This is a genomic window from Ferrimonas marina (assembly GCF_900129905.1).
GTDB lineage: Bacteria > Pseudomonadota > Gammaproteobacteria > Enterobacterales > Shewanellaceae > Ferrimonas > Ferrimonas marina.
The window spans coordinates 49,786-75,327 of sequence record NZ_FQXG01000010.1 but is presented as its reverse complement, the minus strand read 5'-3'; the positions used below and the strand labels follow the sequence as shown (position 1 = coordinate 75,327).

29 protein-coding genes are annotated in these 25,542 nt (G+C 60.0%); 13 read left to right on the top strand and 16 right to left on the bottom strand.

All coding sequences use genetic code 11. The annotated features are described in order from the left end of the window. Window positions 1-63: 63 nt before the first annotated feature. Entirely contained in the window at window positions 64-1,353 is a 1,290-nt protein-coding gene (gene waaA / locus BUC04_RS20845; protein WP_067661418.1) for a lipid IV(A) 3-deoxy-D-manno-octulosonic acid transferase, read from the top strand. Between the two features lie 39 nt (window positions 1,354-1,392). Here waaA and BUC04_RS20840 read toward each other — a convergent pair whose 3' ends face one another. Further along, window positions 1,393-2,109, bottom strand: a complete 717-nt coding sequence (locus BUC04_RS20840) for a 3-deoxy-D-manno-octulosonic acid kinase (protein WP_067661420.1) — start codon at window positions 2,107-2,109, stop codon at window positions 1,393-1,395. 162 nt (window positions 2,110-2,271) lie between these two features. Between BUC04_RS20840 and BUC04_RS20835 the strand changes: the two genes are divergently transcribed. The 5 genes from BUC04_RS20835 to BUC04_RS20815 all read left to right on the top strand — a co-directional run bounded on the left by BUC04_RS20835 (window position 2,272) and on the right by BUC04_RS20815 (window position 7,989). Beyond that, window positions 2,272-3,345 (top strand): glycosyltransferase family 9 protein, encoded by a 1,074-nt coding sequence (locus BUC04_RS20835; protein ID WP_067661422.1) that lies wholly within the window; start codon window positions 2,272-2,274, stop codon window positions 3,343-3,345. Between the two features lie 179 nt (window positions 3,346-3,524). Then, window positions 3,525-4,865, top strand: a complete 1,341-nt coding sequence (locus BUC04_RS20830; RefSeq protein ID WP_067661424.1) for a UDP-glucose dehydrogenase family protein — start codon at window positions 3,525-3,527, stop codon at window positions 4,863-4,865. A gap of 2 nt (window positions 4,866-4,867) precedes the next feature. After that, entirely contained in the window at window positions 4,868-5,866 is a 999-nt protein-coding gene (locus BUC04_RS20825; RefSeq protein WP_067661426.1) for an NAD-dependent epimerase, read from the top strand. Between the two features lie 132 nt (window positions 5,867-5,998). Then, window positions 5,999-7,459, top strand: coding sequence for a capsule assembly Wzi family protein (locus BUC04_RS20820; protein WP_159437715.1), 1,461 nt, complete (start codon window positions 5,999-6,001; stop codon window positions 7,457-7,459). After that, a complete protein-coding gene (locus BUC04_RS20815) occupies window positions 7,447-7,989 on the top strand; it encodes an outer membrane beta-barrel protein (protein ID WP_082766713.1) in 543 nt (180 codons plus the stop codon). Before BUC04_RS20820 ends, BUC04_RS20815 begins: the two co-directional genes overlap by 13 nt. 44 nt (window positions 7,990-8,033) lie before the next feature. On the opposite strand, the gene BUC04_RS20810 is transcribed toward BUC04_RS20815, so the two are convergent. The 3 genes from BUC04_RS20810 to BUC04_RS20800 form a co-directional block, all read right to left on the bottom strand. Then, the gene (locus tag BUC04_RS20810; protein WP_067661432.1) at window positions 8,034-8,648 is read right to left on the bottom strand and encodes an SDR family oxidoreductase; all 615 of its coding nucleotides are present in this window, start codon (window positions 8,646-8,648) and stop codon (window positions 8,034-8,036) included. Then, the gene (locus BUC04_RS20805) at window positions 8,641-9,099 is read right to left on the bottom strand and encodes an FAD synthase family protein (RefSeq protein ID WP_067661434.1); all 459 of its coding nucleotides are present in this window, start codon (window positions 9,097-9,099) and stop codon (window positions 8,641-8,643) included. The genes BUC04_RS20810 and BUC04_RS20805 overlap by 8 nt, the downstream gene beginning before the upstream one ends. 64 nt (window positions 9,100-9,163) lie before the next feature. Continuing rightward, the gene (locus tag BUC04_RS20800) at window positions 9,164-10,243 is read right to left on the bottom strand and encodes a CDP-glycerol glycerophosphotransferase family protein (protein WP_073326133.1); all 1,080 of its coding nucleotides are present in this window, start codon (window positions 10,241-10,243) and stop codon (window positions 9,164-9,166) included. A gap of 176 nt (window positions 10,244-10,419) precedes the next feature. On the opposite strand from BUC04_RS20800, the gene BUC04_RS20795 reads away from it, so the two are divergent. After that, window positions 10,420-11,385, top strand: a complete 966-nt coding sequence (locus BUC04_RS20795) for a hypothetical protein (RefSeq protein ID WP_143165827.1) — start codon at window positions 10,420-10,422, stop codon at window positions 11,383-11,385. Between the two features lie 53 nt (window positions 11,386-11,438). Then, window positions 11,439-11,924 (top strand): pantetheine-phosphate adenylyltransferase, encoded by a 486-nt coding sequence (gene coaD / locus BUC04_RS20790; protein ID WP_067661440.1) that lies wholly within the window; start codon window positions 11,439-11,441, stop codon window positions 11,922-11,924. Between the two features lie 49 nt (window positions 11,925-11,973). Here coaD and mutM read toward each other — a convergent pair whose 3' ends face one another. The 5 genes from mutM to radC form a co-directional block, all read right to left on the bottom strand. Continuing rightward, window positions 11,974-12,786: a bifunctional DNA-formamidopyrimidine glycosylase/DNA-(apurinic or apyrimidinic site) lyase gene (mutM, locus tag BUC04_RS20785; protein WP_067661442.1), complete on the bottom strand. Its 813-nt coding sequence runs from the start codon at window positions 12,784-12,786 to the stop codon at window positions 11,974-11,976. Window position 12,787: 1 nt separating this feature from the next. Then, window positions 12,788-13,246 carry a hypothetical protein gene (locus BUC04_RS20780; protein ID WP_067661444.1) on the bottom strand — a complete coding sequence of 153 codons (459 nt, stop codon included), beginning with the start codon at window positions 13,244-13,246 and terminating at the stop codon, window positions 12,788-12,790. A 383-nt stretch (window positions 13,247-13,629) separates the two neighbouring features. Continuing rightward, complete coding sequence (gene rpmG / locus BUC04_RS20775; protein ID WP_067661446.1) at window positions 13,630-13,800, bottom strand: 50S ribosomal protein L33; 171 nt, start codon at window positions 13,798-13,800, stop codon at window positions 13,630-13,632. Between the two features lie 11 nt (window positions 13,801-13,811). After that, window positions 13,812-14,048 carry a 50S ribosomal protein L28 gene (gene rpmB / locus BUC04_RS20770; protein ID WP_067661448.1) on the bottom strand — a complete coding sequence of 79 codons (237 nt, stop codon included), beginning with the start codon at window positions 14,046-14,048 and terminating at the stop codon, window positions 13,812-13,814. Between the two features lie 132 nt (window positions 14,049-14,180). Then, window positions 14,181-14,855, bottom strand: a complete 675-nt coding sequence (radC, locus tag BUC04_RS20765) for a RadC family protein (RefSeq protein ID WP_067661450.1) — start codon at window positions 14,853-14,855, stop codon at window positions 14,181-14,183. A 96-nt stretch (window positions 14,856-14,951) separates the two neighbouring features. Between radC and coaBC the strand changes: the two genes are divergently transcribed. From coaBC to slmA, 3 genes are read left to right on the top strand one after another with little or no spacing between them, the layout of a single operon-like run. After that, window positions 14,952-16,163: a bifunctional phosphopantothenoylcysteine decarboxylase/phosphopantothenate--cysteine ligase CoaBC gene (gene coaBC / locus BUC04_RS20760; RefSeq protein ID WP_067661452.1), complete on the top strand. Its 1,212-nt coding sequence runs from the start codon at window positions 14,952-14,954 to the stop codon at window positions 16,161-16,163. Next, window positions 16,147-16,605 carry a dUTP diphosphatase gene (dut, locus tag BUC04_RS20755; protein WP_067661454.1) on the top strand — a complete coding sequence of 153 codons (459 nt, stop codon included), beginning with the start codon at window positions 16,147-16,149 and terminating at the stop codon, window positions 16,603-16,605. The genes coaBC and dut overlap by 17 nt, the downstream gene beginning before the upstream one ends. A gap of 19 nt (window positions 16,606-16,624) precedes the next feature. Next, complete coding sequence (gene slmA, locus BUC04_RS20750) at window positions 16,625-17,218, top strand: nucleoid occlusion factor SlmA (RefSeq protein ID WP_067661456.1); 594 nt, start codon at window positions 16,625-16,627, stop codon at window positions 17,216-17,218. A 138-nt stretch (window positions 17,219-17,356) separates the two neighbouring features. On the opposite strand, the gene pyrE is transcribed toward slmA, so the two are convergent. Both pyrE and rph read right to left on the bottom strand, forming a co-directional pair. After that, window positions 17,357-18,001 carry an orotate phosphoribosyltransferase gene (gene pyrE, locus BUC04_RS20745; protein ID WP_067661458.1) on the bottom strand — a complete coding sequence of 215 codons (645 nt, stop codon included), beginning with the start codon at window positions 17,999-18,001 and terminating at the stop codon, window positions 17,357-17,359. A gap of 53 nt (window positions 18,002-18,054) precedes the next feature. After that, the gene (gene rph, locus BUC04_RS20740; RefSeq protein ID WP_067661459.1) at window positions 18,055-18,774 is read right to left on the bottom strand and encodes a ribonuclease PH; all 720 of its coding nucleotides are present in this window, start codon (window positions 18,772-18,774) and stop codon (window positions 18,055-18,057) included. Window positions 18,775-18,930: 156 nt separating this feature from the next. On the opposite strand from rph, the gene BUC04_RS20735 reads away from it, so the two are divergent. Then, the gene (locus tag BUC04_RS20735; protein ID WP_067661460.1) at window positions 18,931-19,791 is read left to right on the top strand and encodes a YicC/YloC family endoribonuclease; all 861 of its coding nucleotides are present in this window, start codon (window positions 18,931-18,933) and stop codon (window positions 19,789-19,791) included. 63 nt (window positions 19,792-19,854) lie between these two features. On the opposite strand, the gene BUC04_RS20730 is transcribed toward BUC04_RS20735, so the two are convergent. Continuing rightward, window positions 19,855-21,048 (bottom strand): sulfotransferase, encoded by a 1,194-nt coding sequence (locus tag BUC04_RS20730; RefSeq protein WP_143165826.1) that lies wholly within the window; start codon window positions 21,046-21,048, stop codon window positions 19,855-19,857. Window positions 21,049-21,079: 31 nt separating this feature from the next. Beyond that, window positions 21,080-21,616: a Mut7-C RNAse domain-containing protein gene (locus BUC04_RS20725; protein WP_067661464.1), complete on the bottom strand. Its 537-nt coding sequence runs from the start codon at window positions 21,614-21,616 to the stop codon at window positions 21,080-21,082. A 168-nt stretch (window positions 21,617-21,784) separates the two neighbouring features. Between BUC04_RS20725 and BUC04_RS20720 the strand changes: the two genes are divergently transcribed. Then, the gene (locus tag BUC04_RS20720) at window positions 21,785-22,390 is read left to right on the top strand and encodes a peroxiredoxin (protein WP_067661465.1); all 606 of its coding nucleotides are present in this window, start codon (window positions 21,785-21,787) and stop codon (window positions 22,388-22,390) included. Window positions 22,391-22,444: 54 nt separating this feature from the next. Here the strand turns inward: BUC04_RS20720 and BUC04_RS20715 are convergent, their stop codons facing one another. Genes BUC04_RS20715 through BUC04_RS20705 form a run of 3 tightly spaced genes read right to left on the bottom strand, consistent with a single transcriptional unit; the run spans window position 22,445 to window position 25,539 of the window. Further along, a complete protein-coding gene (locus tag BUC04_RS20715; RefSeq protein ID WP_067661467.1) occupies window positions 22,445-23,821 on the bottom strand; it encodes an ABC transporter ATP-binding protein in 1,377 nt (458 codons plus the stop codon). Beyond that, a complete protein-coding gene (locus tag BUC04_RS20710) occupies window positions 23,808-24,602 on the bottom strand; it encodes an ABC transporter permease (protein ID WP_067661469.1) in 795 nt (264 codons plus the stop codon). The genes BUC04_RS20715 and BUC04_RS20710 overlap by 14 nt, the downstream gene beginning before the upstream one ends. Beyond that, the gene (locus BUC04_RS20705; protein WP_067661471.1) at window positions 24,595-25,539 is read right to left on the bottom strand and encodes an ABC transporter permease; all 945 of its coding nucleotides are present in this window, start codon (window positions 25,537-25,539) and stop codon (window positions 24,595-24,597) included. Before BUC04_RS20705 ends, BUC04_RS20710 begins: the two co-directional genes overlap by 8 nt. Between the last annotated feature and the right edge of the window lie 3 nt (window positions 25,540-25,542).

Sequence of the window (25,542 nt, the reverse complement as noted above, 5' to 3'; positions counted from 1 at the left end):
CTTTTATTTGAAAGCCCCCGGGGGCTTCCCTATCATCAGCCGAAACTCGCCAATTTCCTGCCCATGAACCGATACCTTTACACCTTGCTGGTGACGCTGTTGCTGCCGCTGTTTTTGCTGTACCTGTTGTGGCGAAGCCGCAAGGAGCCGGCCTATCGGCAGCGCTGGGGCGAGCGGCTGGCCTGGACCAAGCCGCAACGCAGCGGCGGGATCCTGGTGCATTGCGCCTCCATGGGGGAAACACTGGCAGCCCTGCCGCTGATCCGCGCGCTGCAGCAGCGCTATCCGGATAGGCTGATCACCGTGACCACCACCACCCCCTCCGGCTCGGAGCAGGTGCGTCAGCACCTGGGGGACTCGGTGCAGCACTGCTACCTGCCATTGGATCTCAGTGGCTTCAGCCGCCGCTTTCTCAAGGCGCTGAATCCGGAGCTGGTGATCCTGATGGAAACCGAGCTGTGGCCCAACCTGGTACACCATGCTCAGCGCCAGGGGGTCAAGCTGATGCTGGCTAATGCCCGCATGTCCGCCCGCTCCGCCCGGGGCTATCTGCGCTTCCCTGGCCTGGTCAAGCCGCTGCTCAATGGCCTGGACGCGGTGGCGATGCAAAACGAGGTGGATGGCGAGCGGATGATGATGCTGGGGCTGGAGCCGGCCAAGATCACCGTCTGCGGCAGCCTGAAATTCGATATCGCGGTCTCCGCCGAGGCGATGGGCGAGACCGAACGACAGCGGCGTGAGCTGCTGGGCGAGCGCAGCGTCTGGTGTGCCGGCTCGACCCATCCCGGAGAATTCGAGGTGATGCTGGCGGCTCATCGGCGATTGCTGGCGCTGCATCCGGACCTGTTGCTGCTGCTGGTCCCGCGCCATCCGCAGCAGTTTGAGGCGGCGTTCGCGCTGTCCCGGGCGGCGGGCTTTGTCACCGCACGGCGTAGCGAGGGCGCGCTGTCCGAGGGGACCCAGGTGGTGATCGGCGACACCATGGGCGAGCTGATCCAGCTTTACGGTATGGCGGACGTGGCCTTTGTCGGGGGCAGCCTGATCCCGCGGGGGGGCCACAATCCACTGGAGCCTGCCGCCCTGGCCAAGCCAATCCTGATGGGGCCGCACGATTTCAATTTCGCCGAGATCGGCGAGACCCTGGTGCGCGCCGGGGCGCTGAAGCGGGTGGCCAACGAGGAGGAGCTGGCGGCCCAGGTGGAGCACCTGTTGTCCTTGCCAAGCCAGGCCAAGGCGACGGGTAAGTTGGGTCAGCGGGTGGTGGAGATCAATCGCGGTTCCACTCAGCGCCAATGCCACCTGGCAGAGCAGCTATTGGAGGCCCACACGGCGGAGCAGGCGCTCAACCCCTGAGCACCCACATCGTGGAGCAGGCACTCAACTCTTGAGCGCCTAGGCGACGTAGCCTTCGACCAGGGCGGGCCAGTCGCGCTCTGGCTTGAAATTCAGCCCTTCAACCCGGCCCAGTTCCTTATCCAGAGAGCGCTTCAGTCGCTCCAAATTGGACTGCATCCAACCCTTGTGGGGGCGGCGGCGCTCGCCTCGGTCAAAGTCGATCAGGTAGTAGTCGCCGTCGCTGAGCAGGATATTGCGGGCGTTGAGATCGGCGTGGTAGACCCCGGCGTCGTGGAAGCGGGCGATCATCTTGCCGATCTTCTGCCACTCCCGCTTACCCAGGTTGCCCTGCTGCAATGCACCCACCAGGTCCTGGCTGTTAGGCAGCTTGATGGTGATGAGATCCGCCCGGTAGCGCAGGCCTGAACGGCTCAGTCGTGCCGCCACCGGCTGGGCCACCGGCAGCCCCTGCTGGAACATCCAATCCATCAATGCCAGCTCGCGGTAGGGCCGGCTGCGCTCCACGCCGGTGAACAGAAAGCTGTCCTTCAGCACCTTACCCGGCAGGCCCCCGCGCCAATAATGACGCAACACGCATTCGCCATCCTGCAGGGCGAAGAACCAGGCGGGGTTGCGGCCCGAATCGTCTGAGCTGCCGGTCAGCCAGCCTTGCTGCTTCAGCCACTGGGGGTCAAAGCACTCGACAGAGAAGTGGCTGGAGGGGATCTGGGTGGCCAGGAACACGGTATGGGGCGGCGCCGAGAGGGTTTTCATGGTCGAACGGGTCCTTGGTTGAGCGGGCTATCTTATACCAGTTGTCACCAATAGTTGAGCTGCGCAGCCTGGGCACGGATTGGGGCCGCCATAGACAACTACTTAAAGCCGCGGGGATTGTTTACAATCCGCTCTCTGAACAACTCTATGGTTCCCGCTTCTATGTCGCAAAAACAGACCCTGCTGGCCGCGCCCCAATCCCTCTGTGTGCTGAGACTGTCCGCCATCGGCGACGTCTGCCACGCGGTGGCCATGGTGCAGGCGATCCAGCGTCGCCATCCCGATCTCCCTATCACCTGGGTGGTGGGCAAGGTGGAAGCGCAGCTACTGGCTGGATTGCCCGGGGTGGAGCTGGTGGTATTCGACAAGAGCCTGGGCCGTAAGGCCTATGGTGACCTCTGGCGTCGCCTCAAGGACCGACGTTTCGATGTGCTGCTGCATATGCAGGTGGCGCTGCGGGCCTCGGTAGCCAGCCTGGGGATCCGTGCCAGGGTCAAGGTGGGCTTCGATGCCGACCGGGCCAAGGAGGGGCAATGGCTGTTCACCAATCACAAGATCCAGCCCCAGGCCGAGCCTCATGTGCTCGATGGGTTTATGGCCTTTGCCGCTACCCTGGGGGTGAGCGAAACCGCTCCGCAATGGCATATCCCCATCAGCGAAGCCGATCGCAGCTACGCCGAAGCGGCCATTCCAGCTGAGCAGCCCACCCTGGTGATCTGCCCGGCCGCCAGCAAGGCGGAGCGCAATTGGTTACCGGAGCGCTACGGGGCGATGGCGGACTTTGCCCACGGCCTTGGCTTGTCGGTGATGCTCTGTGGTGGTCCGACAGAGCGGGAGCAAAAGCTGGCAGCGGCGATCCAGAAGCACACTGAGGTGGCGCTGGATAACCGGGTCGGTCAGACCAGCCTGAAGCAGCTGCTGGCACTGTTGGGCCGAGCCCAGGTGGTGCTGGCACCGGATACCGGACCGGCCCACATGGCGGTCACCCAGGGCACCCCGGTGGTGGGTCTCTATGCCCATTCCAATCCGGGCCGCACCGGCCCCTACCTGAGCCAGGACTACGTGGTGTCCTGCTATGACCAACATGTCGAGGCCCAGCAGGGTAAATCGCTGGCTCAGATCCCCTGGGGCACCCGCGCCAAAGGCAAGACCCTGATGGCGGATATCGCCATTGAGCCGGTGCAGCGCGCCCTGCTGCAGGCCCTGGCAGACAACAAAGTATCCGCTATGGGTTAATTCCTCTAACCCACCCTACGACCTCCAGAAATCCTTCTATGCTCAATAAGGTGTGCAGCATTATCTGATGCTTGCGCGGCTGCAATCGTTTCGTCATCCGGCTGTCGTGTTGATGGCATGGGAACCTGCCAACGTGGGACGAAAGGAATTCACGGTCAAAATGATTTGAGGGTGTAGGGATGAAGGTCACCGTTTTTGGGGTCGGTTATGTCGGCTTAGTGCAGGCTGCTGTGATGGCAGAAGTGGGACACGATGTGTGTTGTGTGGATGTGGACAGTGCCAAGGTTGAGGATCTGAACCGGGGCCTGGTACCCATCTATGAACCGGGGCTGGAGCCCATGGTGAAGCAGAATCACGCCGAGGGGCGGCTGCAGTTCACCACGGATGCAGCCCAGGGTGTGGCCCACGGCGAGGTGCAGTTCATCGCGGTGGGGACACCACCGGATGAGGATGGCAGCGCCGATCTGAAATACGTATTGGCGGTGGCCAGGACCGTGGCTCAGCATATGGACAAGCCCCGGGTTATCGTCAATAAGTCCACCGTACCTGTGGGCACCGCGGATAAGGTCACCCAGGCGGTGGCAACCACCCTGGTCGAGCGTGGCGCCGATATCCCCTTCCAGGTGGTGTCCAACCCGGAGTTTCTAAAAGAGGGTGCAGCGATCAGCGATTGCATGCGGCCGGATCGCATCGTCATCGGCAGCAGTGACGCCGACGCCATCGCCACCATGCGCGAGCTTTACGAGCCCTTCAACCGTCAGCAGGACCGTACCGTAGTGATGGACGTGCGCAGCGCCGAGCTCACCAAGTACGCCGCCAACTGCATGTTGGCCACCAAGATCTCCTTTATGAACGAGATGGCCAACCTGGCGGAGAAGCTGGGGGCGGACATCGAGGCGGTGCGTAAGGGGATAGGCTCCGATCCCCGCATCGGCTACCACTTTATCTACCCCGGCTGCGGCTACGGCGGCTCCTGTTTCCCTAAGGATGTGCAGGCGCTGATCCGCACCGCCGATGGGATTGAGCATGACGCCCAGATCCTCAAGGCGGTGGAGCGGGTGAACGACAACCAGAAATCGGTGTTGATGCGTAACATCCAGCGCCACTTTGGCGACCGGCTCAAGGGTAAGACCCTGGCCCTGTGGGGCCTGGCGTTCAAGCCCAACACCGATGACATGCGCGAGGCGCCAAGCCGGGTATTGCTTGAGGCGCTATGGCAGGCGGGAGCCCGGGTTCAGGCGTTTGATCCTGAAGCCATGGAGGAGACCCAGCGGATCTTCGGTCAGCGCGACGATCTGGTCTTGATGGGCACCAAGGAAGCCGCACTGCACGGCGCCGATGCGCTGGTGATTTGCACCGAGTGGCAGGCGTTTCGGGCACCGGATTTCGAGTTGATCAAGAGCGAGCTGGCGGAGCCGGTGATCTTTGATGGTCGTAACCTGTACGATCCGGACAGGGTGGCAGGCCGCGGCTTTGATTACTATGCCATTGGCCGGGGCCTGAGCGTACAAAGGGGGTAAGGATGCAGGTTTTGGTGACCGGTGCTGCCGGCTTTATCGGCTACTACGTGAGTCAACGTCTACTGGCCCTGGGTCACCAGGTGGTGGGCGTGGACAACCTCAATGATTACTACGAGGTATCGCTGAAACAAGCTCGGTTGGCGCAGCTGGAACCGAACAGCAACTTCACCTTTCATGGCCTGGATTTGGCGGATCGCCCGGCGGTTGCCCAGCTGTTTGCCTCGCACCGGTTCGAACGGGTGATCCACCTGGCCGCCCAGGCCGGGGTGCGTTACTCCATCGACAACCCTATGGTGTACGCCGATAGCAACCTGGTGGGTACCATGACGGTGCTGGAGGGCTGCCGCCACAGCCAGGTACCCCATCTTGTCTACGCCAGCTCCTCGTCTGTGTATGGCTTAAACGAGAAGGTACCCTTTGCCGAGGCCGATGCGGTGGATCATCCGGTCAGCCTCTATGCCGCCACCAAGAAGGCTAACGAGTTGATGGCTCACACCTACAGCCATCTGTACGGGCTGCCCACCACCGGCCTGCGTTTCTTCACCGTTTACGGGCCCATGGGGCGGCCGGATATGGCCTACTTTAAGTTTGCCCGCAAGATGCTGGCGGGGGAGACCATCGAGGTGTTCAACCACGGTGATCTGAGCCGGGACTTCACCTACATCGACGACATCGTTGAAGGGGTGGTGCGGGTGATGGACGCGATCCCCGCCGCCGATCCCCAGCGGCGCTGCGACCAGCCCAATCACTCCAGCGCGCCCTACGCCCTGTTCAACATCGGCAACCATCAGCCGGTGGGCTTGATGACCTTTATTGAGACCCTGGAGCAGGCGCTGGGGGTGAAGGCCAAGCTGGAGTTGTTGCCGATGCAGCCAGGGGATGTGTACACCACCTACGCCGATACCGAGCAGCTGCAGCAGGCGGTGGGCTTCAGTCCGGATACCAGCCTGGCGGAGGGGCTGGGGCGCTTTGCCCAGTGGTATCGAAGCTACTACCTGTAGCTGGCGAGTAAGGTCAAAGCACGAGTTTCTTTTCTGAGCAATGCGTCGCTGGTAGACTGGCGCGTTTTCACCATGTCGGTGGGTTTACCTCAATCTTATGTATGGATCTCGTTGCTCATGAGAAGATTCTGTTTGGCCGCAGCTTTGGCGGCTACGAGCCTTGGCGCCAAAGCTGCCTCCCCATATATCTCGCTTCAAGATAGTTACCTCACTGGGCGGATTGATCAGCTTGTGGTCGTGGCCGAAATCCCCACTATGCGTAAGCCCTACAACGTTAAGCAGGTTCGACACCATCTAGAGCTTGTCAAAGACGATTACCCCCAGCTTTACAACGAGATTGATCGGCGACTCTCCCGCTATGAGCAAACGGTTTCTGTTACCTACGCAGAGGTGGGGCTGGCGGCTGCTGATAACCCGGAGAACGGTAAGGTGCTGCCGAATGCCCGAGGAGAACGACTCGATTCGCAATACCGAGTCACCGGGCATGCTCAGTATCGTCCACATGAGCACGTAGTACTTGCCGTTGGTGGCTTGGCCCTGGACTCCGCCGGTGGTCAGAATCAGTCAGAGGCAGAGAGCGACGTCATCCCTATCGGTTCCTACGCGGCATTTGGTACCGACTCGTTTCAGGTGGATATCGGCTACCGGGAGCACTGGTTGTCGCCGTTTAATGAGTCGGCGATGCTCAGCTCCACCAATGCTCGCCCCTCATTTTCAGTTGGCATCAGTAACCCCATGCCATTCGAGAACCTTTGGAATCTGCAGTATGAGGTTTACGTCAGTCGGCTGGAGTGGGTGGAGGAGAGCATCTATTACAATGGCGAACGGGAATCCGGCCGGCCAGCCTTGATGGGGACTCAATTGAGCTTCGAGCCGGTGCAGGGCTGGACCATTGCTCTGAATCGTACCTTTCAGTTTGGTGGTGGCTCCCGGAGCGTGACCTTTAAGGACATTTGGGATGCGTTTTGGGACCCAGTGGCTAACGATAACAAAGATAAGATCGAGGGCTGCGAGGGTGATATCAAGGACTGCGAGTTTGGTAATCAGCAGGCGTCCATCAGCAGCAGGATTAACTTTGGTGGCGAAGTACCTTTTGCCATCTATATGGAGTACGCCGGTGAGGACAGCGCCGGTCATCACAACTACCGGTTAGGGAATCTCGCGGTATCCGCTGGTCTGCATATCCCTTTCTTGCCTGATTGGTTGGGGGGAGAGAACTGGTCGTTGAACTACGAGTTTAATGAGTGGCAGAACCTTTGGTACAACCATCAAATCTATGGCGATGGTTACACCAACGATGGCATCGTGATGGGTCACTGGGGTGGCGACAACCGGGTATTCAACGATGCCATCGGGGCCCAGGCTCATACGCTGAAGCTAGGTTGGCAACGCGGTGTGGGGCGACGTTATGAGCTGACTTATCGCACGCTGGAGAATCAGGACTACAGTCGCAATGAGTACAGCACCGCGCATGAGCTGGACCTGCGATATTATGGGAATCTGTTTGGCCAAAATTGGGGCTACCGCCTGTACGGCGGCACAACGGTGTTTGATGAGAGTTTTCTTCGAGGTGAATTGATATGGCAATGGTAAAGCAGGCGCTGCTGGGCGTAATGGCGCTGGGGATTACCTTGCCGACAGCAGCCAGCGAGGCGTGGAACTTTTACGTCGGCCTTGGCGGCAGTGTGCAGTACTATGAAAACAGTGGTCGAGAATTCAACCCGCCCATAGAAGAGTACAATGTGCTGCCGAACCTGCAGGCAGGTATTACTCGTCCAATCAATGAGCGCTGGAGTCTGAGCACCGGCCTCGAACTGCTGGCGCATGATTTAACCAGTTGGGGAAATTCAGGCAATGTGCTGAACTGGCGCGTTGGCGAGTTGACGTATCAGATAAACGATAAATGGGCCACCAGCTTCTATGGCGGTATTGGCCGATTTTATCGAAATAATCCTGCTTATGGGTATGACTTTGGTGTTGGGGTTATTTATCAGCTATCGCCAAGCTGGGTCGTATCGACAGAGCTAAGTTACCTTGGTACCGATACAAGCATCAATAATGATGTTCCATTTAAACGAGATAAGTTCGCCTGGGGAACAGTTTCGTTTAAGTACCGATTCTAATCTTTCGCCAGCTTTTCAGCTGGCGATTTTATAGGACTGGTACCTTAGCTGATGGGTATGATCTTCATCTCGCCCTTTCTATAAAAGACAATGTCCCCAGTCTGGTACTTACCATCAATAGCTTCCATGATTGGGGCAATGCCTTCTTCGACAGTCATGACATTGGGATTATTAATGCTCAATCCGTCACGAAGTTTGGTGTCGATAGCACCGGGGCACATGATAGTAACGTTGTAACCATCCAGTGCCAGCCCAAGAGAAAGCTTATTGACCCCGGCTTTGGATGAGCAGTAGGAAGTCCAGTCAGGGTAGTGATTAAAGCTGGCAGTAGAGGATACATTGACTAACCTGGCTTTTGAGTTTTTACGCAGGGTGTTTCGACAAACGAGATAGGTGCCAATGAGATTGACATTAATGTCTCTTATCCATTTGTCTTCTTCCGACTCCAGTACTCTGGCGGAGTAAAGGCAGCCGGCTAGGTTTACAACTACGTCAAATTCTTTATCTGAAAAATATTCGGATACCGACTCTGGAGAGGATACGTCTAACTCTTCCCGAGATGGTTTATAGACTTCGAATCTATCTTTTAGCTGAGATGCTAAGGCGACTGCCAGATCACCTTGACCCCCAGTTATGAGAATGGATTCCTTTTTATTCATTTCCTTTCCCTTCTGGATCGGGGATCGGATGCTCATCTGATTGCTTAATCAAAGCACGGTACTGCTCATAGATTTTCTTCTTCAGATTTGTTGAGCTGGTGCCTACTCCATAGGGAAAGTAAAAGACTTTTACACCCTCTTCTTTCAGATAGTCGTATTTTCCTTCCCAGTCGTCACCAATAACGAAACTGTCAATATTCAGTTTGTTTACGGTACCGCGGTGTTCGAGAGTGTGTTGAGGAATGACAACGTCTGGAGCCGCAAGGCCTTCAACAATGGCAATGCGTTCTTCAAACGGCACTGCTGGAGGGTTCTTATAGCTGCAGACCAGCTCATCCGTACTCACTCCGACGATGAGGATATCGCCAAGGCCCTTTGCGTAGTTAATCATTTTCAAATGGTTGCTATGGAACAGATCAAATGTTCCAGACACATACACAATTTGACTCATGTGATACTCCTTAACTGATGGCCCTTGCACTTTAACCGATAAAAGTGGTTAACAGTAAGCCAGATTATTTTCCAGAGAGCGGGTTGCGAATAAGGTAGTCGACGATACGCTCACTGGCCTTGCCGTCGATCACCCCGGCCAGTTGGGCGATGTGGCGCTGGCGGATGCTCTGGAACTGGTTGGGCTGGGCGATCTGTTGATCGACCACCGCTTTAAGTTCGCTGTAGTGCTTGGCGTGGGCGGCAATGTCGGCGTAGCGATAGAAATCCGGATCCATCCGCTTCTTCCAGCGGTAATGGAAGATCCCACGGTAGCTCCAGCGCAGCTTGAGGAAATCGCACCAGACGATGGGCTTATCCAGGGCGGCAAACTCGAACAGTGAGGAGGACGCCTCGCTGATCAGCAGATCGGCGGTGTGCATGAAGGGCAGCAGGTTGCTCTCCTCCATGCTGGCCAGGTAAACGTTGTCCTGCTTGGCCCAGTGCAGCAGGCGGTCGCGCTGGGCCTGGTACTTGGGCTTCTCCAACGAGAAGTAGTGGGGCTTGAGCAGCAGGTTGTACTCCTGGAACTGCTGCGGCCAATCCCAGCTCATCATCTCGATACTGGAGGGGTAGAAGGTCGGTGCGTAGAGCAGTGTCGGCTTGTTGGGGTCCAGCCCCAAGCTGGCCAGATCGAGGCCAGGCTCTCGGCCTTGCATCAGGGGATCCAGCTTGGCGTAGCCGGTGTCCACAAAGGTCTTGTGGGGGTACATCTGCTGCAGACGTTCCAGTCGATATTGGCCCTCGACAAAACGGACATCAAAGTCGCTTTCCGACGCGGTGTAGTAAACCGATTTGGGGCCGATGCCGTGCTCCATCAGGGCGGTCTTGCTGACCCCCTTAAGCTGGGTCACTGCGTCGTAGCGATTGCCGAAGACCACCCACTCAGGGCGGGATTGCTTGTAGTAGGCTAGGGCTCCGCTCTGGCCGTTGACCCGGTGCAGGGTCAGGCCGGACTCGATGGCCGCTTCCAGGTCGCGATCCCCGCGGGGCAGGTCGCCATGGAGGCACAGCTCCGCCTGGTGCCCTGCCGTCATCCACTCCCGAGCCACCGGCAGGTATTGAGGCAGGTAGTAGGGGTGCATTACATCAAAAACCAGTTTCACCAGCGTTGGCCTCTCGAATGGGATCGCCCCGACAGGGCAAGGTGGGGAGAGGATACTCAAGCCCTTACGTCGATACAAATTCAGGGCTTTTTTGCCGCTGTGGGATCACATCCACCCCTCGTCGCTCGGCGGCTGGCTAAACTAAAAGAAAACTAAGTTGTGGGATAGTGAAGGCTTTGCAAACGACAAGGGATCTGCTGCTGTTGCCCCCGGGGCCACAGCCACACCATAGCCAGGCTCAGGCGGTCTTCCGTGCCCTGGGCTCGATGGTGGGGGGTACCGTGGGCGCCCTCGGTTGGTTGGCTTACTCCGGTGCCAGCCCACTATCTGTGGAGGCGACACCGGTGGCGATAGAGCAGGTCGCAGCGTGGTTGGACGAGCATCCAGACTGCCGGGTGCTGTGCCACCCCAGCAGCCGCTGGGCGCTGCCATCGCAGTTGCCGGGCGTTATCCTGGCCGCCTCTCTAGTTGAGCTGGAATCTCTGCCCTCACAGCTGCAGGCCGATGAGCTGTGGCTGTTGGATGCCCCGGCCAGCGCGCTGTCCCTGCGCCAGAAGCTGTTGTGTCGCTGGCGCCTTACCCCCACCCCTTGGCAGTTCTCCAGTATCGCCCCCAGCCCGGATCCGGTCCGACGCCTGGCCAGCTTGTCCCAGTGTGGCCTGAGCCAGTGCCCTGAACTGGTGCTCTGCCTGGATGGTGGCCTGACAGCCCCTCAGCAGGAGCTGTTGACCGAGGTGGCCCAAGTGGTGGCTGCACGGCGACAGCGCCAGGTCTGCCTGCTGTCGAACCGACCATTGGCGTTGCCCCGACTGGATGGGGTTTGTGTGGTCTCGGTGCCGACACCGGAGCAGCAAAGTGACTTGGTCAGCGCCGCCGCCCTGGTGGTGACCAGCGGATGGCATGAAACACTGTTGGCCCAGTGCTTGGGGCGCCCCAGCCTGGTGGTGACGGAGTCAGACAGCTGGATGCAGGGGCAGACTCGGCAGTTAGGGCTGCAGTTGCATGCCTTTGAGCGGTACGGCCTGACAGCAGCGATTCTGGCGGCCCTGGAGGGGGAAACCCTGCCTAGGGCCAGCCTGGCGCTGCAGGACGAGGATTGGCTGGAACGACTGCACCCCTGGGCATCGGCAGAGGTAGGCTGAGCACCGGGTTCTGGTTACACTGTTCCCCACTATCTGTCTGAGTCGAAAACACAATGAGCCAACGCGCAATCTATCCCGGAACCTTTGACCCGCTCACCAATGGCCACCTAGACCTGATCATCCGAGCCGCCCGCATGTTTGATACCGTGGTGGTGGGGGTGGCGGCCAGCTCCAGCAAAAAGCCGCTGTTTACCCTGGAGGAGCGGGTGGCGCTGATCCAGCAGGTGACCGCTGAGGTGGGCAACGTCGAGGTGGTGGGCTTCTCCGGATTGTTGGTGGATTTTGCCAAGCAGCAACAGGCCCGGGTGCTGGTGCGCGGTCTGCGCGCGGTGTCCGACTTTGAGTACGAGTTTCAGTTGGCCAACATGAACCGCCGCCTCTATCCGGAGCTGGAGAGCGTGTTTCTGACCCCGGCGGAGGAAAACGCCTTTATCTCCTCCTCCCTGGTGAAGGAGGTGGCCCTGCACGGCGGTGAGGTGACCGGCTTCCTGCCTGCGCCGGTGGTGCCAGCGCTGATGGCCAAGCTGGCGAAACGCTAAGCATCCCTCTCTCAATGTGAATGCCAGGCCTCAGGCCTGGTTTTTTGTTTCAGGTTTGGCAGTGGCCGCAGTAGACCGTGGCACGCTGGCCCAGCTTGATCTCCTTAAGCTCCGCACCGCATTGCACGCAGGCCTGGCCACCCCGACCATAAACGTTGAGCCGTTGCACGAAGTAGCCCGGTTTGCCGTCGGCCTGGGTGAAGTCCTTCAAGGTGGTGCCGCCCTGGCGGATCGCCTCGGCCAGCACCCGTTTGACCTCCTCCACCAGCTTCTCCAGTCGAGCGGCACTGATGTTGCCCGCCGCCCGTTTAGGGTGGATCCCCGCCGCAAACAGGGCCTCGTTGGCGTAGATGTTGCCCACGCCGACCACCACCTTGTTGTCCATCAATGCGGTCTTGATGGCGCTGGTTTTGCCACGCAGGGCCTTGGCCAGGTGCTCAGTGTTGAAGGCCAGGGTCAGTGGCTCCGGGCCCAGGTGCTGCAGCAGCGGCTGCGCCTCCAGTGGCAGTTGCCACCAGATGGCGGCACCGAAGCGGCGGGGGTCGTTGAGTCGTAGCACTGCGTCGTTGCTGAGCACCAGGTCCAGGTGATCGTGCTTGCCTGGCTCGGGGGCCGGGCTGAGTACCCGCAGGCTGCCGGACATCCCCAGGTGCAGGATCAGCACCCCCGCCTCGGTTTCCAGCAGCAGGTACTTAGCCCGTCGTTGTACCGAGCGGATCTTCTGACCGGCCAGCTGCTGGATCTGGGGATCCACCGGCCAGCGCAGGCGTGGGTTGCGAACGATCACCTCGCGAACCGTCTGACCCTGCAGGTGGGGCTGGATCCCCTGACGGGTCACTTCAACTTCAGGTAACTCGGGCATCTTAGTGTTCCTGTAACGTGCTGGGCGGCAGCAGCGGGTCGATGGCCTGATTGACCAGTCGCCACCACTGGGGGTCCTCCAGCAGTTTAATGGCATTGAGCTGAGGGTACAGCAGCAGGGTGATGGGGGCGTCCTGCTCTGCCAGGTAAAGATCTACCTGGATGGGCTGGCGTGGCAGCGGCTGTGGCGGTGCAATCGCCACCATCTGCGCCTGCTGCCAGGTGTCCAGCAGGGCCTGGGTCTGCGCTGGCGTCAGCGCTGGCTGGCTTTGCCATGCCCCATCCTGCTGCTGCAGGGCCAAATCGGCAAACACCAGTCCCTGCAACCGGGACTCCGGCGGCAGCAACGGCAGACTGTGTTCCCGAGGCCCGGTGAGCTGACCCAGGCTAAGCAGCAGCAGGCCGGCACCGGCCACCAGCAGGATCAGCATGTTGTTGTAGCGTCGACGATTTTTGGCCATGGTCTGGGCAGTCAGAAAGCGAGAGCTTCAGTCTACGGGGCGGAAAGCGGAACGCAAGAGGGGGCAGGCCTGACCAACCAAGTGGGAAGAGCCATTGGTCTCTGAACTGAGCGATGGCGAGCGCCGAACCAGCAGGAACGACAGGCACAAAAAAGCCCGGCCAAGAGGCCGGGCTTTCTCAAAAGCAAAGGTCAATTACTTGATCTTGGCTCGATGTACATCACGTGCTTGCGAACAACCGGATCAAACTTTTGCTCTCGGACTTTCGGGCAGTTCGCGCTCAGCTCTTGTATTAGCGGAAGTGGTGTCCGCCGAGTGAGCAAGAACGACAGGCACAAAAAAGCCCGACCAGATGGCCGGGCTTTCTCAAGAGCAAAGGTCAATTACTTGATCTTGGCTTCTTTGTACATCACGTGCTTGCGAACAACCGGATCAAACTTTTTGATCTCGAATTTTTCAGGCATTTCACGCTTGTTCTTGTCGGTGGTGTAGAAGTGACCAGTGCCAGCAGAGGACACCAGGCGGATCTTCTCACGGATACCTTTCTTAGCCATCGTTTATCTCCTTAAACCTTTTCGCCACGGGCACGCAGTTCCGCCAGAACGGTCTCGATGCCTTTTTTGTCGATGATGCGCATACCTTTGCTGGAAACGCGCAGTTTAACGAAACGCTTTTCGCCTTCTACCCAGAAACGGTGGGTGTGCAGGTTAGGCAGAAAACGACGCTTGGTGTGGTTTTTTGCGTGGGAAACGTTGTTCCCGGTTACCGGACGCTTGCCGGTAACTTGACATACTTTAGACATTTCAGTCTCCAAATCTTAGCTCGAGCATCATTGTGCCTCGTATGGCCGTCGCCCGAGGACACACGAAGGGCGCATTTTATACAAGATCCCCCGGCAAAGATCAAGCCGAGGCGCATACGAATGCGCGCAGGACTAGATCCACCCCCGCTCCGCAAAGGAGCAGCTGTGACCCTGTCCTACGACCAAATGATCCAGTACCGGCACATCCACCAGGGCAAGGGCCTGCTGGATCCGGCTGGTAATGTGGCGATCCGTCTGGCTGGGCTCCGCCACCCCTGAAGGGTGGTTGTGGGCCAGGATCACCGCTGCCGCATTGGCAGCGAGTGTGCGTTTCACCACGTCCCTGGGGTATACCGAGGCGGCGTCGATGGTGCCCTGACTGAGGGGCTCCAATCGGATGACCCGGTGTTGGCTGTCCAGCAGCAAGAGCAAAAAGTGCTCTTCACCAAGGCCTTGCAAGTGGTAACACAGATAGTCGCGTACCGCCTGGGGGGAACTCATCACCGAATCGCGGCGCAGCTCGCTGGCCAGAAAGCGGCGAGCCAGCTCCAGGGAAGCCTGCAATTGTACGAATTTTGCTTCGCCAAGGCCACGGATTGTGCAGATTTCCTCCTTGGAAGCGGCCATTAATCCCGCCAACCCCTCAAAGGTGTGAAGCAGCTCTCGCGCCAGGTCAACCGCGCTGCGCCCGGCCACGCCGGTGCGCAGGAAGATCGCCAGCAGTTCGGCGTCGCTCAGGGCACCCGCCCCTTGGTTCAATAATCGCTCCCGGGGCCGCTCCTGATCCGGCCATTGGCTGATGGGCATAAGGCATCCTTGTCTTGTCTAGGGTCATCAGGGCCAGGCCCCTGTGTTATCTTAGGCCGCATTATGGATAAGCAGGCTAAACAACCGGTCTAAGTCATGAAAAAAGCCAACGTTCTTTTGGGCGTCAGCGGTGGTATCGCCGCCTACAAAACGCCGAACCTGGTCCGCCGTTTGAAAGAGCAGGGCGCCGATGTCCGCGTGGTGCTGACCAAGGGGGCCCAGGCCTTCGTTACCGAGATGGCGCTACAGGCTGTATCGGGCAACCCGGTGGTACATGACGTGCTGGATCCGGCCACCGAGTCCGCCATGGGCCACATCGACCTGGCCCGTTGGGCTGACACGGTGATCATCGCCCCGGGCAGCGCCAATCTGATCGCCCGTTTGGCGGCAGGGATGGCGGACGACCTGCTAACCACGGCTGTGCTGGCCACTGAAGCCCCTGTGGTGCTCTGTCCGGCCATGAACAAGGTGATGTGGCAGCACCCGGCGACCCAGGCCAACTTGGCGTTGCTGGCTCAGCGAGGGGTGGCGATGTTTGGTCCGGATGCCGGCGACCAGGCCTGCGGTGAGGTGGGCCTGGGCCGGATGCCGGAGCCGGAAGCGATCGCCGAGCACTGGCGCGATCACTATCGCGACGGCGGCCATCAGCCACTCAAGGGCAAGCGACTGCTGCTGACCGCTGGCCCCACTCGCGAAGCGCTGGATCCGGTGCGCTACCTGTCCAACCACAGCTCCGGCAAGATGGGTTTTGCCCTGGCGGACCAGGCCCAACGCATGGGCGCCGAGGTGACCCTGATATCCGGCCCGGTGTCACTGCCAACCCCACAGGGGGTAAATCGCATCGATGTGGAATCTGCCGAGCAGATGCTGGCGGCGGTGATGGACAACCTGGCCGGTCAGGATGTGTTTGTCGGCTGCGCCGCGGTGGCGGATTACCGTCCGGTGGCGGTGGCCGAGGGCAAGATCAAGAAGTCCGAGGCGGCGATGACCGTCGAGCTGGTGCGTAACCCGGACATCCTTGCCACCGTGGCCCAGCAGGCGAAGCGACCATTCACTGTTGGGTTTGCCGCTGAAACCCACAATGTGGAACAATACGCCCGCGACAAGCTGGCCCGGAAGGGGCTGGACCTGATCGCCGCCAACGACGTTTCCCAGCCGGGGCAGGGCTTCAATGCCAACGCCAATGCGCTGACCCTGTACTGGAACGAGGGTGCCAAGGATCTGGGCCACAGCGATAAGGCCGATCAGGCCCGCCAATTGTTAGAAACCATTGCACAACGACTGCCTGCCGATGAAAACGCCAATTGAACTGAAGATTTTGGACCCCCGCCTGGGGACCGAGTGGCCTCTGCCGGATTACGCCACACCGGGCTCCGCGGGGATGGATCTGCGCGCCATGCTGGATGCGCCGCTGACCCTGGAGCCGGGCCAAACCGAGCTGGTGCCCACCGGCATGGCCATCCACATTGGTGATGCGGGCCTGGCGGCCACCATCCTGCCGCGCTCCGGCCTGGGCCACAAAAAGGGCATCGTACTGGGCAACCTGGTGGGGTTGATTGACTCCGACTACCAGGGCCAGCTGTTTGTCTCGGTGTGGAACCGGGGCAACGAAACCTTCACCATGGCCCCTGGCGAGCGCATCGCTCAGCTGATGTTTGTGCCTGTGGTGCAGGCGGCGTTTAAGCTGGTGGAGGAGTTTGACGCTTCTGATCGCGGTGAGGGTGGCTTCGGTCACTCTGGAACCCAATAGGACGGAGCGCACTCGCTTTATGGCTGCCAACAATAAGAAAAACCGTCGCCAGCATATCCTGGAAAGCCTGGCTCGCATGCTGGAAACCGCCCCGGGTCAGCGCATCACCACTGCCGCCCTGGCCAAAGAGGTGGGGGTGTCCGAAGCGGCACTGTACCGCCACTTTCCCTCCAAGGCGCGGATGTTTGAGGGGCTGATCGAGTTTATCGAAGACTCACTGCTGTCTCGCATCAACCTGGTGATCATGGATGAGAAAGACACCATGAACCGCTGCCAGCTGATCTTGCAGCTGCTGTTGACCTTTGCCGAGCGCAACCCGGGGATCACCCGACTGCTGACCGGCGACGCCCTTACCGGCGAGCAGGAGCGGCTGCGAGAGCGTATCAACCTGCTGTTCAACAAGATCGAGACCCAGCTCAAGCAGGTACTGCGGGAGAAGAGTCTGCGGGAAGGCCAGGGCTTCTACCTGGAGGAGGGGATGTTGGCCAACCTGCTGCTGGCCTGGGCCGAGGGTCGTATCGCCCAGTTCGTGCGCAGCGACTTCAAGCAGCTGCCCACCGCCGGCTTCTCCGAGCAATGGGCCTTTATCCGCAAGCAACTGCTGCAGAGCTAAGCACCAGGCTTTAGTTACTCGAGCGAAACAACAAAAAACGCCAGTTCTAAGGAACTGGCGTTTTTCATGACGTAGCGTGCTGCCTAGCACCTAGCACCTAGCACCTAGCACCTAGCACTCAGCACTCAGCACTTGCCCTTAAGCGATGCCGTACTGTTCGCGGTAGGCACGCACAGAGGCCAGCTCGGCGTCGCGGCCCGGTTGCTGCTCCAGGTAGCTGATCAGGTCCTTGAGGGTGACGATGGACACCACAGCGCAGCCAAAGTCGCGCTCCACCTCCTGGATGGCGGACAGCTCGCCCTTGCCCTTCTCCTGACGGTCCAGGGCGATCAGCACACCGGCCAGCTCGGCCTGGTTGGCCTTGATGATCTCCATCGACTCGCGGATGGCGGTACCGGCGGTGATCACGTCATCCACCAGCATCACCCGACCGGTCAGCTCGGAGCCCACCAGGTTGCCGCCCTCGCCATGGTCCTTGGCTTCCTTGCGGTTAAAGCAGTAGGGCAGGTCGCGATCGTGGTGATCCGCCAGGGCCACCGCGGTGGTGGTGGCGATGGGAATGCCCTTGTAGGCGGGGCCAAACAGCAGATCGAAGTCGATGCCGGCATCCATCAGCGCGGCGGCGTAGAAGCGTCCCAGTTTGGCCAGATCGCTGCCTCGGTTAAACAGACCCGCGTTGAAGAAGTAGGGGCTGGTGCGGCCGGATTTGAGGGTAAACTCGCCAAAGCGCAGCACGTTGCGGTCGAGGGCAAACTCGATGAACTCTTTCTGGTAGGCTTTCACAGTGTCTCCTGTTGTCTTGCTAAAAAAAGAAGCGGCCAGGCCGCTTCTTTGGATCATGCTTGATTGTAGGCGGCCTTCTGGGCCTGGATCAGGCTGGCGATGCCGTCTTTGGCCAGGGCCATCATGGCGTTCATCTCGTCGAAGCTGAAGGGTTCGCCTTCGGCAGTGCCCTGCACCTCGATGATGCGGCCATCCTCGGCCATTACCACGTTCATATCGGTCTCGGCGGTGGAGTCCTCACCGTAGTCGAGATCGCACACCGGCTGACCGGCCACGATCCCCACCGACAGTGCCGCAATCGGCTGCTTCAGCGGGCTGACCTTGACCCAGCCCTGGCTCTTCATGTAATCAATGGCGTCCATCAGCGCCACGCAGGCGCCGGTGATGGAGGCGGTGCGAGTGCCACCGTCGGCCTGGATCACGTCGCAGTCGATGGTGATGGTGTGCTCGCCCAGCGCTTCCAGGTCAACGGCGGCGCGCAGGCTGCGGCCGATCAGACGCTGGATCTCCTGGGTACGACCGCTCTGCTTACCCCGGGCCGCTTCCCGGTTGTTGCGGCTGTGGGTGGAGCGGGGCAGCATGCCGTATTCGGCGGTGATCCAGCCCTTGCCCTGACCCCGCAGGAAGCGCGGTACGCCCTCTTCCACACTGGCGGTGCAGATCACCTTGGTGTTGCCGATGGCGATCAGCACGGAGCCTTCCGCATGGGCGGTGAAGTTGCGGGTGATGGATACCGGGCGCGGCTGAGCCGCAGTTCTGCCGTTTGAACGCATGTTGCTGGACCTGTTTGAAGGGAAGTGGGCGCCATTATAGCGGCTGAACTGCCCATCCGTTAACCTCGTTACCGCCCTTTCTGTTCCCCGATTGCTACTCAGCGAGAGGGGGAGCCGTTATACTGAACCGGTTATTTTCTAAGAGCTTGAATGACGATGATCCACTCCATGACCGCCTACGGCCGCGGTGACCTCAAAGCCGACTGGGGCACCGCCTCCTGGGAGATCCGCTCCGTTAACCAGCGTTACCTGGAAACCTACCTGCGCCTGCCGGAGCAGCTGCGCGGCCTGGAGCCGGTACTGCGCGAACGGCTGCGCAAGCGCCTGGCCCGAGGCAAAGTGGAGGTTAACCTGCGCTTTGACCTGGCGCAGAAGACCGACACCCTGACCATGAACGAGGACCTGGCGCAGCAACTGGTGGCCAAGGCACAACAACTGCACACCATGGCGGGGATCGGCTCCATCCAACTGATCGATTTGCTGAAGTGGCCCGGCGTGCTGGAAAGCTCAGAGCAGGACATGGACAACGTCAGTCAGGCCCTGCTGACCAAGTTTGACGCCGTGGTGGATGACTTTATCGCCGCTCGTGCCTCCGAAGGTCAGGCGATGGAAGCGCTGATCGAGCAGCGCCTCGAAGCCATCACCGAGCAGGCGGCCTTTGTCCGCGCGCGCATGCCCGAGGTGCTGGAGTGGCAACGCCAGAAGCTGACCGACCGCCTGGCGGAGGTGAAGGAAGATCTGGACCCGGCCCGGGTAGAGCAGGAGATGATCCTGCAGGCGCAGAAGCTGGACGTGGCCGAGGAGCTGGATCGCCTCGACGCTCATGTCGCGGAGACCCGCAAGGTCTTGAAAAAGGGCGGAGCCTGTGGCCGCCGGTTGGATTTCATGATGCAGGAGTTCAACCGCGAGTCGAACACCCTGGCCTCCAAATCCATCAGTGCCGACATCACCGCTGCCGCAGTGGAGTTGAAGGTACTGATCGAGCAGATGCGCGAGCAAATTCAGAACATCGAGTGATCCAATAGGGTTTCAAGCGAAGGGCGATGGCTCATTCATCGCCCTTTTTGATCCGTGGTTTAGCTACGACTTTTCTCGGTACTCAGCCAGTTTTTTCAGGATAAAGGGGCCGGATGGCCGCACCATCTGGGCCAACTCCATCAGCATGAGTGCCTTTTGGGGATCGGTATCTTCAAGGTCGATGGCCAAGTCCCGAAACAGGCTGGCGTAGCGGTCAGGCAGGCGCATGGCGCCATCATGGATGCTGGTGAGCAGGTTCACCAACTTGGCGATCTCTTCCTCCTGAAGCTCCGCCCGGTTCTCTGGGGCGGCACGGTGCGCTTGCGAGAAGCAGCTCTCGCTGTCGCTACCACCAAAGTATTCGGCGTTGAGCTTGCGGTTTGACGCCAGGAACGCGGTTCTAATAGCGTCACTTTGCTCTTGCGACAGGCACTCTCCCTTGCCCTTGAAGTCTTTGTAGATGGCGTTGATGGCCTTTTTTCGGGACGGGTTAACCAGCCCATTGTCGTAGTACTTCGGAATGGCGATGTTCACGGCTCGGCCTAGGTACTGTCCGGTGACCGTCAGCGATTCATTTTGCACCTCGACATCCCTGTTCAGCCGAGCCAGGAGCGACTCATCCAGCAGGGCGAAAAAATCATCCACCAGATCGCCGTTCCTGAAGCTATTGCGGTCGAAGCGTCGAGCAACAAGGTTGGCGGCTCCGAAGGCTGTTTGCCACTGGTCCAGCATCTCGTAATAGTTGTAGTAGATGTTGGTGGGAACACATTCGGCCAACATCTCTGGCATAGAGACATTTTTTCCCGCTTTGATCATCGTGGAATAGAGAGAGACACAGGTGTCGCCTTGTTCCCTCACGAAGCAGATGACGGTGATGTCGTCGAAGTAGTTGGACAGGAACCGGTGTACCCGACGAACCTCGTCGGGGCGACAGGTCCGGCTGTGGAAGTGCTCACTGGAGATGATGACCGAGTGGATGTGCTCCGGGAGGGATTCGAGCTCGGCTTCAAAGCGATGAATAAACTCCTTTCGGAACGTCTGCTTGGCCTCGACAGTGGTGGCGCGCTTATCCAACCAGAAATCATCGAACTTGTCGTCATCCATGCAGATCGAGGGGATCGCCCGATTGTTTCTCTTACCCGCACTTTGAATGAAGTGAAACCCTTGGTCAGAGAGCGTGCTTTGGTTTTGGTAGAGCACTTCCTGCAAGGTGGTTGTACCGGTTTTTTCCGTTCCAATATGGAGATACAGCTTCATTGCGTTCCAGCGTCGGCAGTTTTCAGTGGCGCTAGGTTAACACAGGGGCTGCGTAGGCTGATGTCATTGCGGCGGTCTGGGGAGATGAGCTGCGGGGATTGAGCAATTTGTTCGCTGCAGGTGATGCCTGAGTGCCTCGCTCATGCGCCTGGCGTGGGCTCCGTGCCAGTAAGCGCTGACAGTCGGCACAGTGGCGCAATCGGGCGATGGCGCAGTGACTGGCGTACTGCGGTGGTGGTCTACCTACGAGCCAATCGGTCAGCGGCCCATTGCACAACAGGCAACGGTCAAAGCGCAGTTGGGGCGGGGGCAGGGTGAGCGCTTCGAGCACCTGGGTTAACTGGGCTAAAGGGCGCTGGCTTTCGATGGCGATGACCCTGTCTGGTCGCAGCTCTCTAACTAGCGCGCGATCCCGGGTCAGCAGCCATCTTCCCTCCCGGTTGGCCAGTGCCACCAGGGCGCTGTCCGGCCAACTGGGATAGCAGGCGGTGTCGTAGCCCAGAGCCCGAAGCCAGCGGGCCAGCCGGATCAGCATGGCATCGGCGAGGAAGCGCGGAGGCGGGTTCATCGCCTGAGTATTGCAGCTCTGTTATTCCTGTTCGACTTTTTCAATCGTGACGATAGAGCCTTTGCGTTGGCCTCCGTCCTCACTGCTCCGTACTATGCACACATCGGTTAGCGACACGCTAAACAAAAGAATTTTCAGATTTATATCGATTAGGTAAGGAGCAATTCCATGGGTGTATTGGTAGGTCGTAAGGCACCGGATTTCACTGCAGCAGCGGTACTGGGCAACGGTGAGATCGTAGAGAACTTCAACCTGGCAGAAGCCACTCAAGGCAAGCCGGCGGTTGTGTTCTTCTACCCGCTGGACTTCACCTTCGTGTGTCCTTCCGAGCTGATTGCCTTCGACAAGCGCATTGAAGAGTTCCGTGAGCGCGGTGTTGAGGTGATTGGCGTGTCCATCGACTCTCAGTTCAGCCACAACGCCTGGCGTAACACTGCCATCGAGAACGGCGGCATCGGCCAGGTACGCTACCCGCTGATCGCCGACGTGAAGCACGAGATCTGCCGTGCCTACGACGTTGAGCACCCGGAAGCTGGTGTGGCCTTCCGCGCCTCCTTCCTGATTGACAAGGCCGGTGTGGTTCGCCACCAGGTAGTGAACGACCTGCCGCTGGGCCGCAACGTTGACGAGATGCTGCGCATGATCGACGCCCTGCAGTTCCACGAAGAGCACGGTGAGGTTTGCCCGGCTCAGTGGGAGAAGGGCAAGGAAGGGATGGACGCCTCTCCGGACGGTGTTGCTCGCTTCCTGGCTGAGAACGCCAACGAGCTGTAATCACTTAAGGTGATAAGAAAGCCCCCGCACTGCGGGGGCTTTTTGCGTTTGGGGCTAAAGCGAGATGACCCGATCGCAGCTGCGCTGCAGCGCCGTTAGATCATGGCTGATCAGCAGCAGGGCACAGCCGGAGTGGCGGGCAAAGTGGACCAGGGCTAGGGTAACCTCGGCGGCAGTGATCGGGTCGAGCCGGGAGGTGGGTTCGTCTGCCACCAGGAATCTGGGCTTGAGCAGCAGGGCTCGCAGCAGGGCAAAGCGCTGCAACTCGCCGCCGGAGATCCCCTCGGCAGGGCGCGCCAGCAGGCTCGTGTCCAGCTTCAGTTGACCCATCCATTGTTCTATCTCTGCATAATCGAGGTTGTGACGCTTTTGCAGGTCACTCATCAAGGTGCCCATGGGCACCCTTGGAACGAAGGCCGCCGGTGGGTCCTGGTAAAGCTTCAATGCCTGGCAAGGCCCGAGATCATGCTCAATCCAGCCGGCCTGAGGAGGATGCAGCCCCAGCAGGGTATCTGCCAGGGTGCTCTTGCCACAGCCGCTGTCGCCGGTTAATCCAAGGATCTCTCCCTGGCCCAGGGTCAGGGAGAGCTGGTTAAACAGGGTGCGCCCGCCACGGCGTGCGGTAAGCTCCTTTGCACGGAGCAGCGGTGGGCCTATCTGCGCTCGTTTCTGCTGCGGCCAATGCTCCGCCGTGGCGGCGACCAAGGCCCGACCATAGGCTGACTGAGGCGCGTTAAGCAGTGCCTCTGCGGGCCCCCGCTCCTGGATCTGCCCTTGGCGCATCACGATGATTTCGCCGCCCAGCTGACGGGCCAGGGTGACGTCATGGGTGATGGTCAGCAGCGCCCCATGTCGACCATGCTCGGCCAGGCGTTGTCCTATCTGATCCCGCCGCACGGCATCCAGCCCCTTGCTGGGCTCGTCGGCGATCAGCAGCTCGGCGCCGGCGTAGGTGGCCGCCGCGTAGGCCGCCCGCTGGGCCATGCCGCCGGAGAGCCAGGCGGGGACTTTGTTGCCGTGGCCAGCCAGCCCCAGCCGAGTGAGCAAAGAGCCGGTGTTTTTCTCAGCCTTAGCCTTGTCCTGCTCCAGCACACACTCGCCCACCTCCTGGATTTGATGGGTGATGGGCATCAAGGGGCTGAGCGCACGCCAGGGCTCCTGGGGCAAAACCGCCAGGCTGCGGCCCCACATCGCCTCCAACTGGCTGGCACTCATTGAATCCTGACGTTGACCAAACAGGGTGATGGTGCCCTGTTGATTGAGGGACTTGGGCAGGATCCCGGCGATGGCGTGGGCCAGCAGGCTTTTGCCGGAGCCGGTCTCCCCCAAGATGGTGACAGGATGGCCGCGGCGCAAGGTCAGCGAGAGCTGGTTCACCAGGCACTGGCTGCCGGCATAAATACTAAGGTTATCGACCTTAACGGCGTCCATCTTGGAGTCCCATGGCCAGCAGGTTGAAGCCCAGGATCAGGGCAAAGACGGTCAACAGCGGCTGCAACAGCACCCAGGGGGCATCGCTGTAATAGGGGAACAGCTCCACCATCATCAGTCCCAGCTCAGCTTCCGGTGGCTTCAGGCCAACATAGACAAAGCCGATGGAGGCCAGCGCCAGGATGGCATTGGCGGCACCAAAGGCGGCCAGGGTGAGCAGATCCGGCCATAGCCGTGGTAACAGGTGTCGGCGTAGCAGGTAGGCCTTGCCGAAACCATAGAGCTGAGAGGCCTGGATCGCGGGGTCATGACGGGCCGACAGGGTCACGCTGCGCACCAGGCGGAAATACTCCACCCAGATAACCGCAGAGATGGCCAGGTAAAGCATCCAGAAAGAGCCGGGCACCAAAGCGGCAAACAGCAGCACCAGCACCAGCCCGGGCAGGGCCATCAACACATTAACTGCAAACGAGAGGGTGCGATCTGCCCAGCCTCGATACCAACCAGCAATCAGGCCAGCGAGGGTGCCCAGGGTAGCGGCGGTGATCACGCACAGCAGGCTCATTAGCAGCGAATTTTCGATGGCGGCGGCCAGCCTGGCCAGGTTACAGCGGCCAAATTGATCGGTGCCCAGGGGGAAGCTGGCACTGGGGCCAAGAAACACCTGGTCGAGGCGCTGCAGAGCGGGATCCTGACCGAAGTCCAGGTGATTGATGCCCACCAGCATGAGCAGGGCGCTGATCAATGCCAGGCCAAGCCAGAGTTGAGGTTGCCTAGTCATAAGCGGCTTCCCTTTGGCGCGGGTCCAGCCAGTAGCCTGCCAGGTCGACCGCGGTATTAATGGCGACAAACAGCAGGCCCATCAGCAAAGCGGTGCCCTGGATCATCGGCACATCGCGACCAAAGATGGCGTGGGCTAGTGCGTGGCCGATGCCGGGCCAGGAGAACAGCGATTCGATCATTACGATCCCCTCAATCAGGGCGATGGCCTGAACCCCGACGAAGGCCAACACCGGCAGGGCGATGTTGGGCTGGGCATGGCGAGCAAAAGCCTGGGACCGGGATAAGCCCTTGAGGCGGGCAAACTGCAGGTAGGGGGAAGCCATCACCGTGGCGGTGTTATTGCGGATAATGCGGTTGGACAGCGCTGCCATGGCCAGGGCCAGGCTCAATGCCGGCAGGACCAGGTACTGGCTGCCGCCGAAGCCCGCCACCGGAAACCAGCCCAGTTGCAGGGCAAACAGCAGCACTAAAAGCAGTCCGATAACGAACACCGGCTGAGCTCGAAGCAGGGCGGAGAAAAACAGGGCGATGCGATCGGCCCGACCACCGGGCCGCTTGCCGCAATAGAGGCCGATGGGCAGTGCCAGCAGCAGCGAGAACAAGCAGGCGAACAGCGCCAGCTGCAGCGAGTGGCCAAGTTGATGCTGGATCTCCTGGATCACCGGTGCGCCGCTGACCAGCGAGTTGCCCAGGTCAAACCGTACCAAGTCCCAGAGCCAGTAGAGGTACTGCAACCAGGCTGGTTGATCCAGCCCCAGCTCAGCCTGCACCGCCTCAGCAGCTAATCGATTTACCTGGTCGTAGCCGTAGCGACCTGCGGCGATGCGGTAGGCAAAGTCACCGGGCAGCAGCCGCATCAGGATGAAGGTCAGGGTGCCCACCGACCAGGCCACCAGAATGGCCTGCCAAAGGCGTCGCTTAAGCAGGGTCAGCATGGC

Bases quoted from the DNA above. Each gene is read 5' to 3' on its own strand.
- waaA (WP_067661418.1), top strand. From the start codon at position 64: ATGAACCGATACCTTTACACCTTGCTGGTGACGCTGTTGCTGCCGCTG.
- BUC04_RS20840 (WP_067661420.1), bottom strand. From the start codon at position 2,109: ATGAAAACCCTCTCGGCGCCGCCCCATACCGTGTTCCTGGCCACCCAG.
- BUC04_RS20835 (WP_067661422.1), top strand. From the start codon at position 2,272: ATGTCGCAAAAACAGACCCTGCTGGCCGCGCCCCAATCCCTCTGTGTG.
- BUC04_RS20830 (WP_067661424.1), top strand. From the start codon at position 3,525: ATGAAGGTCACCGTTTTTGGGGTCGGTTATGTCGGCTTAGTGCAGGCT.
- BUC04_RS20825 (WP_067661426.1), top strand. From the start codon at position 4,868: ATGCAGGTTTTGGTGACCGGTGCTGCCGGCTTTATCGGCTACTACGTG.
- BUC04_RS20815 (WP_082766713.1), top strand. From the start codon at position 7,447: ATGGCAATGGTAAAGCAGGCGCTGCTGGGCGTAATGGCGCTGGGGATT.
- BUC04_RS20810 (WP_067661432.1), bottom strand. From the start codon at position 8,648: ATGAATAAAAAGGAATCCATTCTCATAACTGGGGGTCAAGGTGATCTG.
- BUC04_RS20805 (WP_067661434.1), bottom strand. From the start codon at position 9,099: ATGAGTCAAATTGTGTATGTGTCTGGAACATTTGATCTGTTCCATAGC.
- coaD (WP_067661440.1), top strand. From the start codon at position 11,439: ATGAGCCAACGCGCAATCTATCCCGGAACCTTTGACCCGCTCACCAAT.
- mutM (WP_067661442.1), bottom strand. From the start codon at position 12,786: ATGCCCGAGTTACCTGAAGTTGAAGTGACCCGTCAGGGGATCCAGCCC.
- BUC04_RS20780 (WP_067661444.1), bottom strand. From the start codon at position 13,246: ATGGCCAAAAATCGTCGACGCTACAACAACATGCTGATCCTGCTGGTG.
- rpmG (WP_067661446.1), bottom strand. From the start codon at position 13,800: ATGGCTAAGAAAGGTATCCGTGAGAAGATCCGCCTGGTGTCCTCTGCT.
- rpmB (WP_067661448.1), bottom strand. From the start codon at position 14,048: ATGTCTAAAGTATGTCAAGTTACCGGCAAGCGTCCGGTAACCGGGAAC.
- radC (WP_067661450.1), bottom strand. From the start codon at position 14,855: ATGCCCATCAGCCAATGGCCGGATCAGGAGCGGCCCCGGGAGCGATTA.
- coaBC (WP_067661452.1), top strand. From the start codon at position 14,952: ATGAAAAAAGCCAACGTTCTTTTGGGCGTCAGCGGTGGTATCGCCGCC.
- dut (WP_067661454.1), top strand. From the start codon at position 16,147: ATGAAAACGCCAATTGAACTGAAGATTTTGGACCCCCGCCTGGGGACC.
- slmA (WP_067661456.1), top strand. From the start codon at position 16,625: ATGGCTGCCAACAATAAGAAAAACCGTCGCCAGCATATCCTGGAAAGC.
- rph (WP_067661459.1), bottom strand. From the start codon at position 18,774: ATGCGTTCAAACGGCAGAACTGCGGCTCAGCCGCGCCCGGTATCCATC.
- BUC04_RS20735 (WP_067661460.1), top strand. From the start codon at position 18,931: ATGATCCACTCCATGACCGCCTACGGCCGCGGTGACCTCAAAGCCGAC.
- BUC04_RS20730 (WP_143165826.1), bottom strand. From the start codon at position 21,048: ATGAAGCTGTATCTCCATATTGGAACGGAAAAAACCGGTACAACCACC.
- BUC04_RS20725 (WP_067661464.1), bottom strand. From the start codon at position 21,616: ATGAACCCGCCTCCGCGCTTCCTCGCCGATGCCATGCTGATCCGGCTG.
- BUC04_RS20720 (WP_067661465.1), top strand. From the start codon at position 21,785: ATGGGTGTATTGGTAGGTCGTAAGGCACCGGATTTCACTGCAGCAGCG.
- BUC04_RS20715 (WP_067661467.1), bottom strand. From the start codon at position 23,821: ATGGACGCCGTTAAGGTCGATAACCTTAGTATTTATGCCGGCAGCCAG.
- BUC04_RS20710 (WP_067661469.1), bottom strand. From the start codon at position 24,602: ATGACTAGGCAACCTCAACTCTGGCTTGGCCTGGCATTGATCAGCGCC.
- BUC04_RS20705 (WP_067661471.1), bottom strand. From the start codon at position 25,539: ATGCTGACCCTGCTTAAGCGACGCCTTTGGCAGGCCATTCTGGTGGCC.